The organism is Cohnella silvisoli (assembly GCF_021190915.1).
In the GTDB taxonomy this organism is placed as follows: Bacteria; Bacillota; Bacilli; order Paenibacillales; family Paenibacillaceae; genus Cohnella; species Cohnella silvisoli.
The window spans coordinates 1-11,338 of sequence record NZ_JAIOAP010000034.1 but is presented as its reverse complement, the minus strand read 5'-3'; the positions used below and the strand labels follow the sequence as shown (position 1 = coordinate 11,338).

Sequence of the window (11,338 nt, the reverse complement as noted above, 5' to 3'; positions counted from 1 at the left end):
GCGCTTACGTCGTGGCGGACCGGGAATGCACGTCCGGGGAGCTGCGACGGCATTGCGGAGAACGGCTGCCGGAATACATGATACCGGCGTCGTTCACGCAGCTGGAAGCAATGCCTTTGACAGCCAGCGGGAAGACGAACCGCAAGGCGCTGCCTGCACCGGAGGCGAGCATGGCGACGGGGACGGCCTACGCGGCTCCGGGAAACGAGACAGAGGAGAAGCTGGTCGGCATCTGGCAAGAGCTGCTGCAGCGGGAGACGGTCGGTATCGACGACAACTTCTTTGAGCTGGGAGGCAACTCCTTATTGGTGCTGCGGATGCACAAGACGTTAGAGCAACAGCAGGGAGGCAGCTTAAATGTTACGGACCTGTTCGCATACCCGACCATTTCCAAGCTCGCGGGGTATATCCAGCGGGAGTCGAGCGCAACGAGCGCTTCTTCACGAATATCGGTCGTACCCATTCAATTACCGTCGCAATGGATGCCGGCTGATCGTAGGTACAGGACAGGAGACTATTTACGAATGCCGCTGAGCAGCTCTACCGTTCAATACCTGGAACAATTAGCCGAGCTTGAGGGGGTTGACCCAGGATTACCGGCCATTGGAGTGTGGATCGTCATGCTGGCCCAGACGTTCCGTCAGTCAAGGTACGACCTGCCGATCTGCGGCTTCGGAGGGGGAGCGAGCGTAGTCAAACTCGATTTGAACGAGATAGGCGGGTTTTCGGAATTGATTGCCTATCTTCGCTCCGCTTTACTCCATGAGCATACATCGAACAGTAACTCCTTGCCGGTATTAGCGAACGAACAAAACCCGGATTCATCGATCATCCCCCTCTTGTGCGGAGGGACTGCGCCTCCTGTTCCGGAAGGCTGGAGACCCTTGGCGGATTTAACGATTGTTGTCCAATCGACGGGCTTCGAATGGGCGATTCAAGTCGAATACAACGCGGGAAAAATCCGTAAGGACAAGATCAAGGATCTCATGAAGGATTTCCCGATTTGGTGTCGCCGCATGGCGAACGAAAGGCAATCGAAGGAACAGTCTGCCGTATCCCAAGACGTTGACGCAGAGCAGGAGAGGAAGGGACCGCGATGACGAAAATCGGAATGCTGTTTCCCGGCCAAGGCTCGCAGTTCGTTGGAATGGGCGCCACGCTAGCGGAACGCCACGCGATCGCGAGACGAACGTTCGAAGAAGCTAGCGAAACGCTCGGATGGGATGTTATGAAGCTATGCGCGGAGGGAGATTCCGCTCGGCTCACGGAAACCGCTAATGCCCAACCCGCTATTCTCACCTATAGTGTTGCGGCATATCGGGTGTTGTCGGCAGAGTGGGGAGTTCGTCCCGCTCTCGGAGCCGGCCATAGCTTGGGCGAATTCTCGGCGCTTGCCTGCAGCGGGGTTCTTGCGTTCCCGGATGCCGTTAGCCTCGTGCGCAAGAGAGGGGAATTCATGGAATCCGCTGGCGGGAACGCGAATGGAGCCATGGCAGCCGTAAGCGGAATATCCGACGAACGATTAGGGGAGCTGCTTTCCCAAACAAGCATTGGCGATTCCGTCATCGTGCTCGCGGGCATTAACTCGGCAATGCAGCGGGTTGTATCGGGGGATAGGGCAGCGCTAGAGAGACTTACGTTACTGCTTACGGACCTATCGGTCCGGGTTACCCCGTTAAATGTCGGAGCGGCCTTTCACAGTCCCTACATGAAGAAAGCGTCGGAACGATTGCGGGAGCAGCTTGAACAATGCCAATTCCGCGCTCCCGAGTGGCCGGTACTGTCGAATGTAACGGGCCTGCCCCACGATGGACGGCCAGAAAGTCTGGTACGGTTGTTGACTCGCCAATTGACGGAGCCCGTCCGTTGGTTGAGTTGCATGCAAGAGATGCATGCGACCGGTATCGATAGGGTGATCGAGTCGGGGCCGGGCTCCGTTCTGTCCCGACTATGGAAATCATTCTCACCGGAGACGAAGACGGCTTATTCGGACGATATGCAAGGCATAACTACACTGATGGACAATCATCGAATGGCAGGTTACTCGGATTTCCTGCCGAGATGCCTCGGAATCGCTTCGGCCACCCGAAACAACCGTGACGATCCCGATGCTTATCGAATTGGCGTGCTTGAGCCATACCGCGAAGTAGAGAAGATGGCGAGAGAGCAAGCGGAAGCCGGAAGCCTGCCGACGGAGGAACAATTGCGCAAGGGATGGAGCATGCTGCAAAGCATGTTCGATACGAAAGGAACCGAAACCGCGGAAAGAATAGCAAGATTGGTTCGCCTGTTGGAGCAAACGGGCACCTCCCATCTCTTCCGCGTTTCGGAATCAATAAATGGAGGCGTTGAGATATGAAATCCAGATGGCTGACCGTTAGTGGCTCCCTTGTGTATGTTGCCGTGTATTTGCTCGTGTTCTGGTTGGTCGCGATGCTTCACCAATCGTTGCTGCTGAACCATTTTCCCGATTATAAGGCTTTCATGGAGCGCAACATTCCGATATTTCTGTGTACCGTATTCGGAATTGCTTTCTTGCTGTTCTTGGGACTATCCAAGCTGCAGTCCGTTCTGTCGAAGGGCCGAATTCCTAGCATCATCCGAACCGCCCGATTCACTCCGCTTAAAGCAGGGGATTGGGTAAAGCTGGTCATTCTGGGGATTGGCTGCACGCTGCTGTTCCTTGCCGTTATGAAGCTGTCTTGGGTACGGAACAATACGTCGCATTTCGAGGATTACGTGAATACGTTCGGAACTGCGGAATCGTTCGTCTATGTTCTTGTCGGCGTGGGCTTCCTGGCGGTTTGCTTCGAGGAATTGCTGTTCAGGGGGATCGTGTATAACGCTTTGCGTACCGGGATGCCCGTCTGGATGTCGGTGCTGCTCACATCACTCATCTACAGTTACTTTCAACCGTCGTTTTGGATCAGCGTCACTTCCTTTTTTCTAAGCGTGCTTTATTGCCTTGTCTACATTCGTCTGAAGTCGCTATGGGCTTCCATCGGAATCGGAACCGTCGTCAATTGCTTGATCATGATCACTCGCGAATGGGGACTGCACGATGCGTTCTCCAAGCTGTCCGATGGATTGCTGTTGGCGTTGGGATTGGTCGCGCTGCTTATGATTGCGGGAACTCTTCTCACGGTTTGGAAAGGGGCGGCTGCCTTGAAAAAATATGCGGTCATGGCAGGGAATCTCGCCGTCCACGTCGGTATTTATTACGGATTGCTGCAGGTGCTCGTCATCATCTGGGAGCAAGCAGTGCTGCCCAAATATCCGGCGTTGGCTTCCCACGGAATCATCGGTCTCTATACGAATGCGTTATTGGCGATGCCGCTCTATTATTTCGTGCTCAAACTATTCTACAAGAAAGATTTGATCGCTATCGCCCAATTTCGCAAAGCTGGCGCCAGAACGCATATATTAAACATTCTGTTGGCGGTATGCATGGCGGTATGGGTCATGGGTCTGTTCAGTATACCGGAAGTGATAGATGCCGCGCCGGGGTTCGAGAATATCGTCGGATTTTTCCTCGCTCAGAACGCTTGGGTATTCTTCACCTTCTTCGTCATTAATTCGGTTTACAAGGAAATATTGTTCCGCGCGCTCATCTTTAACGAACTAAAGAGAGCATTGCCATTGCCTGCGGCGATGGTCGTCACTGGGATCCTCTATGGCTTTCTGTTCTTCTCCGGAGACATTCCCCTTATGCTGTACGGAACGGCCGGCGCAGTCATCTTCGGCTTAATCTATGTATGGCATCGCTCGATTTGGCTGACGATTATCAACGAATTCGTCTTGTTCTCCGCTTACTATATCATTCGCCATAGCGGCGGATTGCCGGGAGGCTCAGCACGATATGCATTGCTGGGCGTAAGCTCCGCAGCGATCCTTGGTCTGCTCTATGGGATATGGAGAAGCAAGCAAACGTCTGTCGATATCAGCCAACCGTCCGAGAAAGTGAGTGTTGGAGCCTGATCTGGACTGGCTGACACGTTTATGAATGATCACAGCGGGGAGGGCGCGTTAGGATGGAAAAAGCTTGGTGGGATGCAGACGACATCTTGGAGGAAGAGTCAGAGATCGTGGAAGAAACATCCCATCGCGATATTGCGATTATCGGGATGTCCGTACGGCTGCCGGGAGTATGCGATGTGCAGAGCTTATGGGAGCTTATTGCCGCCGGACATGATGCGATCGGCCCGTTTCCCGATGCTCGCCGCGCTGACGTGGAATCTCTCTTGTCCAGTACGAAGCTTCCGAACGGCAAGGTGTCTTATTACGACGGAGCGTACTTGGATGAGATCGATAAGTTCGACTATCGGTTCTTCCGCATGTCCCCGAAGGAAGCTTCTCTGATGAGTCCGAACCAGAGGTTATGGCTGGAGACGGCATGGAGTGCGCTGGAAGACGCAGGTTATGGGGCAAGCAAGCTGGCAGGAAGCCGAACGGGCGTCTATCTGGGCTATAATGGCGACGCCTTTCACGATTATAAGCGTTTGATCTCCGAACGGGACCCGGCTTCCTTGACGCAGGGGATTACAGGAAATTTGTCCTCCATCGTCGCGAGCCGGATATCCTACCTTCTGGACTTCAGAGGGCCGAGCTTGACCGTGGATACCGCTTGCTCCTCATCGCTCGTCGCGCTGCATATAGCCATTCAGTCTCTGCGAGCAGGAGAATGTGAGCAAGCCCTCGTCGGCGGAGTGAAAACCTATTTGCTGCCCGTCGATCTGGGAATCCGTATCGGCATTGAATCTCCCGATTTCCGCGCGCGCACGTTCGACGACCGATCGGCGGGAACGGGCGGAGGGGAAGGCGCGGCAGCTATTCTGATCAAGCCTCTGGGTAAAGCGCTGCGGGATAAGGATGCCATATATGCGGTTATTAAAGGAAGTGCAATTAATCAGGACGGTTCGTCTATCGGAATCACCGCCCCGAATGGTCGGGCTCAAGAAGAAGTTATCGTTCAAGCTTGGGAGGATGCGGATATAGACCCGGCCACGATCGGGTATGTCGAAGCCCACGGAACCGGAACAAAGCTGGGAGACCCCATTGAGATTGACGGCATGACCCAAGCGTTTAGGCGTTATACGCGCCGCTCGCAATTTTGCGCGGTCGGTTCCGTGAAGACGAATTTCGGGCATCTGGACACGACGGCGGGAATCGTTGGACTGATTAAGACAGCGTTAGCCCTGCATCGGCGGGAGCTTCCACCGATGCTTCACTTTCGCGAGCCTAACCGTGAAATACCGTTCCTGGACTCTCCGGTTTACGTCAGCGATATTCTCCGTCCGTGGGCGCAGGATGAGGATCATCCGAGAAGGGCCGGCGTCAGCTCGTTCGGAATGAGCGGAACGAACGCCCATGCGGTGCTGGAAGAAGCGCCATCCATTCCGAGCCTGCAGCGAGCGAATGAATCCGCAAAGGTTCAGCCGTTTGCCCTGTCGGCGAAAAGCGAGACGGCCTTAGCTGCGTTGGTGGTAAGCTATGAACATTTCTTAGAGCGACATGATCATTCGTCGCTTTCTCTCGGTTCCTTATGCTATACAGCTAACACGGGCAGAGGCCATTATGAATTCCGTGCTGCGGTCACGGTTGGATCGATCGAACAATTGCGGGATAAGCTTCGCTTATTGGCGAAGTGTTTGCTCGAGGGCAAGAAACCCTTAGCCTTTGGGGAATTAGAGGGCAATGCACGGGAATGGGAAGACGGGAGCGGCGTACCTACGGGCATATGGCTTGGACGGCACGGCGGCGGGAATGATATGTCCGCTTTGGCTAGGGCTGCTGCTTCTGTTGATACGCTGACCGAAGATATCCGGGACAGTTCTGCGGAGAAGCTCTGCCTTGCGTATGCGGAAGGCAATCGGTTGGACTGGGAAGCATGGTACCGGGATTCGGGATACGGTAAAATCCACCTGCCTACCTATCCCTTCGATCGTACTCGATGCTGGGTCGAGGAACGAACTGCTTACTCAGATTACCGTAAGCCTAACGACAACGAAGGGAAAATGGCTCTAAGTGTGGCGGACGCGAAAGATAGGGACATTGTTCAGTTGATCGGAAGAGAGGAAGATCGGTATTCGGAAACGGAGAAGACGGTCGCGCTCATCTGGGGTCGCGCGTTAGGCTTCGAGTCGATCGGGGTATACGATCATTATTACGAGCTTGGCGGAGATTCCATCCTGGCATTGCAAATCGTCGGAGAGCTTAGCTCCGCGATCGGCAGGGAAATTGAAATTGCGGACTTGCTCGGACATCCTACAGTGGCTGATCTCTCCGTCTATATTGATGGAGTCATGGGAATATCAATCGATAAGGCAGACGCATCGCAGGAATTGATAGGTGACGATAGCGAGGAAACGATGTACCCGTTGTCCCGCGCACAGCATCGTATTTTCTTGGGAGCCCAGCTTCCCGGGGAGGAGCGTCACCACCATATGCCGCTTGCATACATCGTAGAAGGGGAGCTGCAAGCCGTTCGGCTGGAGATGGCGTTCCGCAAGCTGGCAGAACGTCACGAAAGCTTGCGTACGACATTCGAATGGTCCGAAGAAGGCGAGCCTCGGCAACGCGTTCATCCTGTTCCGGACATGAGGATTGAGCCGGCATCGGTCGGATCAGAGGCGGATTGGTCCGCATTCGCGGCTGCGTTCATCCGTCCGTTCGATATGTCCAAGCTGCCGCTTGTCAGGATAGGCTTGGCAACGGTGTCGCCGAAGCGCCATTTGCTTGTGCTCGATGCTCATCATCTTGTAGCCGACGGGGCGTCCCTGGCATTGCTGCTTCAGGAATTAACGGCCCTATACGAGGGACTTTCGTTGCCGCCCAAAAGCATGGACTATCGCCATTACGTTCATTGGCAACAGGATCAGAAGGACAGTCCGGTGTGGCAGGCACAGCGTGCCTATTGGTTAAGCGATATGCTTTCTCCGCCGATTTCACATTTGCGGCTGCCGCTTGATTTCCCGCGTCCGCATGTTAAATCGCCTGAGGGAAAATCTTTCCGTTTTACACTCTCTGAGCCATTGACGGACAAGCTGAATCAGCTTGCCAGAAAGCGGCAAGTATCGCTGCATACCGTTCTCTATTCGTTATATGCCGTATTGATGAACCGTTACTCCGGTCAGGAGGAGATCATGATCGGCTCGCTCGTCAGCGGAAGGGATCAGGCGGCGTTCAGGCAAATCGTCGGGGTCTTCATCAACTTCCTGCCCGTTAGGATTCTCGTTAGCGCACGATTGTCGTTTGATGAATTTATGGAGGGAATTCAGGACCTTACTAGCGAAGCCTACTCGAATGGACAATTTCCTTTCGACGAAATGGTCGCGGCCACCCCTGCTGCGCGTGATCGCTCACGTAATGCGCTCTATGATACGATGCTCGTTTTTCACAATCATTCCACGGGAAGCGATAGGTTTAGCTCCGGAGGCTTATTATTTTCCGAATATCCATTAGAACGAACCACTTCGTCGCTTGACGTAAAGCTGGATCTTTTTCCGGGATCCGGCGGCGAATTGCACGGAGTGTTGGAATACGACCCGCAGCTGTTCCTGGAGTCGTCGATTTCCCGCATGTCGGAGCATTTCGCGGAGCTTGCCGCCATGGCTGCCGATCATTCCGATTGGGCCATCGGGGAATTCCGTCTATTCGGCGCGGATGAAGAAGCAAATCTTGAAAGCAGGAGAAGCCTAAACGACAGGCCCCCGCAGGAAACGGTCGAAGGCTTGGATTTCAACCTCACGATTGCATCCACCTTTACTTCCGAACCGATAGCGAAATCGTTAACCCGCTGGCTTGGAGAATTCGGCTTGAAGTCGAAGCTTTCCTTTGCGCCATACAATCAAATCGTCCAGCACGTGATCGGCGAGCATACCAGTGAAATGGAAAGTACGGGGGCAAAGGGGACGGAAGAGGCTAACGTTCTGCTTATTCGTCCGGAAGATTGGTTGACTAAGGCTGCAACGGTTGAGGAACGATTAGAGCAATTGGAATCTGATCTTCGTCGATTAATGCGTCTATTGGGCGAACGTAAGGAACACGGTACCTATTTCGTCGCATTAATGCCTTTTTCCGCGAACGGTCCGTTTAACGAGCTATCTGAACAAGCGGCAGGTGCGTTCCGCGAGCGTTGGAGCGATCTCGTCCTTTCGGCGGAAAATGTTAATCCGTTGGATTTTTCGGTTGCTGCAGCTCGTTATCGGGTCGACGAGATGGAAGATCCGGTCGCGAACGAGGAGGGCCATATCCCATATACGGAGCAATATTTTGCGGCGATCGGAACGGAAATCGCCCGGGCATTGATTGCTTGGAGAGCGACTCCGTTTAAGGTCATAGTCGTCGACGCGGACAACACTTTGTGGCGAGGTGTCTGCGGGGAAGAAGGAGCTTTGAACGTCCAGGTAACGCAAGAGTTTGCCGCATGGCAACGGTTATTACTTCGCAAGAGAAGCGAAGGGATGCTGCTTGCCCTATGCAGCAAGAACAATGAAGACGATTTATGGGAAGTTTTTGCCCGAAATCCCGGCATGATGCTGCGCAAGGAGCATTTTAGCGCATGGAGGGTGAACTGGGAGTCCAAAGCCGACAATCTCCGCGAACTGTCCGCAGAGCTGAATTTGGGCTTGGACAGCTTCATTTTCGTAGATGATAACGCCGTTGAATGTCTGAGTGTCATGGCTGGTTGTCCAGAAGTATTGACGCTTAAGCTTCCGGAAGAAGGGGAGATGACGGCTTTTCTGTCGCACGTATGGGCGTGGGACCGCTTGAATGTAACCGAAGAAGATCGCCGAAGAGCGGGGAGCTACGAAGCGGAGCGCCAGCGGAAGGAAGCGGTTCGTCCGGGAGTAACATTGGATAATTATTTGCAGGGGCTTGGGATGAAAGTCAGCATGCGCGCGCTGTCTTCTGAAGACACGGAGAGGGCTGCCCAGCTATCCGTGAGGACCAATCAGTTCAATCTTAATGGAATTCGGCGTTCGAAGGAGGATATTCGCGCACTGCTGATTGGCGAACAAGCATACCAGTGGGTCGTCGAAGCAGCGGACCGTTACGGGGATTACGGAAAGATAGGGTACGTATCGGCAACGCGCGATGGATCGAGTCTCGTCCTGAATGCGTTCCTGCTAAGCTGCCGCGTTCTGGGTCGCGGAGTCGAGCAAGCCGTATGCACGGGATTAAAGCGGTTTGCATCGTCCCTCGGTTGCGTTGAGCTTCGGGCGGAATTCCGCCGAACCGCCAAAAATCGTCCATTCGAGCAATTTCTGGAGGATAGCGGATGGGTTATGGATCAGGCAGAGACCGAGGAAGAAGGTTCCGATTGCTATATCGATTTGACCGAAGTGAACGAAATGCCTCGTCACATCGCTTTCTATGACCGAATTCCTTACGAGATAGAGGAAGCTTATGAGCTGACGGCGGCAGCAGCGGGCCAATACTCTCTTATCGTTGCTGAGGCGGGGGGACAAACAAGAACGAAATCAAGGTCGTTCGATTGGGTACTTTCCTATGACCGCGAACCGGAAGTGTTGCACAGGGCGTACTATTCGCCGCTTCGTTACCCTGATGCTTCGTTAATCGCTTCCTTAGAGGATGTATATACGGATGTAAATAGGGAAACCCGCAATCAAGCTATCGCATTGTCTTACGAACGCCCCGTGAGCGATACCGAATCAAAGATGGCCGAGCTATGGGCGAAGTTATTAGGCGGAGGTCCCTACGGGAGAAACGATCATTTCTTCGCTGTGGGCGGTGATTCGCTGCAGGCAGCGTCGCTCGTATCGGCGTTCGTTCGGACCTTCGGCGTTCGGGTGTCTTTATCCGATTTGTTCGATCACGCGCGCTTGAAGGAAATGGCCGCGCTTATGTGCGTCGAGTCTAATGATAAGAAGCAGACCTATGAGGCCATTCCTATTGCTTCGAAGGCTGAGCTGTATCCTGTCTCGCCTGCGCAGAGAAGAATGTACTTCCTGCAGCAATTCGAGCCGACGGGGACGGCCTATCAGATTCCGACTGCGCTTATGCTGACCGGTCCGGTCGACCGGGAAGGGCTGCGGCAAGCTTTTCATGAGCTTACGAGGCGTCACGAGGGGCTGAGAACGTCATTTCGTTTGCATGAAGATGAACCTTATCAATGTGTTCACGACGTGGCTGACTTCGAAATCATGTACAAGGAAATGGCGGATAACGGCGAGTTGATCGAACAAGCGTTGCGCGATTTCGTTCGTCCCTTCGATCTGAGTAGGGCACCGCTTTTCCGGGTGGGTTTGTTCCGATTAGACCAAGGTCGGCATGTGATGGTTTTCGATATCCATCACATCGTTGCCGATGGAGTATCGGTCAATGTACTTATGGAAGATTTCTTGATGCTTTATGAGGGACATTCTTTAATGCCTTCGGAATTGCAGTATAAGGATTATTCAACATGGTTATTAGGCGAAGAGAGAGCCGGGCGGTACTCCGAGCAGCTCGATAGCTGGATCCAAAGCTTCTCGGAGCCTTTGCCGAAGCTGGAGCTTCCCGCTGATTTCGCCCGTCCTGAAGTAAAGAGCACGATAGGCGCGCAATTGCTCGTCCACCTCACCGCGCGAGAGACCGAGCAGTTAAACCGACTAGCGCAAAGATCAGGTACGACGCTTTTCATGGTGCTGTTAACGGCTTATGCTTCTTGGCTTATGAAGCTATCCGGACAGACGGATATGATCATCGGCACTCCAGTCGCGGGAAGGTCCCATCCGGATACGGGCAAGCTGGTCGGAGTTTTTGTTAATCCGCTTGCGATCCGAATCGCGTCTGCTGCGGACTTTACGTTCGAGGAACTGCTTGGGTACGTTAAGGAAACGGTCATTAACGCGCTCGACCGGCAGGAAGCTCCATTCGAAGAGCTGGTCGAACGGTTGCGCCCGGAGCGGGATTTAAGCCGCAATCCGATCTTCGATACGATGTTCTCTATGCTCAACATGTTTCACGCAGACGCTTCGTCGGCAGAAATTAAGATTGAGCAGCTTCCGATTGATTTCGGGGTTTCCCAATTCGATATTGGATTATATGCCGTCGAAGAAGTACGAGGTCTGAATTTTATCATTCAATATGCTTCGGGACTATTCCGCAGCGGGACAATGCAGCGTTGGGTCGACGGATTTCAAGTATTGCTTGGAGCGATCTCGAAAAATCCGGAGCTTAAGCTTAACGATATCAGTATACTGTCGGAAGAGGAGCATCATCAGGTCGTTAATACGTTTAACGCTACCATAGCGCCGTTTCCGCGAGAGCTGACGCTGCCCGAGCTGTTTCGCAGGCAAGCGGAAGCCGCTCCCGACAAGCTTGCCGCGTCGTT

General features: G+C 53.7%; 4 protein-coding genes. All 4 read left to right on the top strand.

What is annotated here, in order from left to right:
• Positions 1-1,100, top strand: a 1,100-nt coding sequence (locus tag K7P76_RS32895; RefSeq protein ID WP_232190329.1) for a phosphopantetheine-binding protein, incomplete at its 5' end; no start/stop codon positions are given.
• Complete coding sequence (fabD, locus tag K7P76_RS32890) at positions 1,097-2,359, top strand: ACP S-malonyltransferase (RefSeq protein ID WP_232190328.1); 1,263 nt, start codon at positions 1,097-1,099, stop codon at positions 2,357-2,359. The genes K7P76_RS32895 and fabD, both read left to right, overlap by 4 nt.
• Positions 2,356-3,978 carry a type II CAAX endopeptidase family protein gene (locus K7P76_RS32885; protein ID WP_232190327.1) on the top strand — a complete coding sequence of 541 codons (1,623 nt, stop codon included), beginning with the start codon at positions 2,356-2,358 and terminating at the stop codon, positions 3,976-3,978. The genes fabD and K7P76_RS32885 overlap by 4 nt, the downstream gene beginning before the upstream one ends.
• Positions 3,979-4,031: 53 nt before the next feature.
• On the top strand, positions 4,032-11,338 hold a 7,307-nt coding region (locus tag K7P76_RS32880; protein WP_232190326.1), incomplete at its 3' end, for a type I polyketide synthase.

Coding starts and splice junctions, on each gene's coding strand:
- fabD (WP_232190328.1), top strand. CDS start 1,097: ATGACGAAAATCGGAATGCTGTTTCCCGGCCAAGGCTCGCAGTTCGTT.
- K7P76_RS32885 (WP_232190327.1), top strand. CDS start 2,356: ATGAAATCCAGATGGCTGACCGTTAGTGGCTCCCTTGTGTATGTTGCC.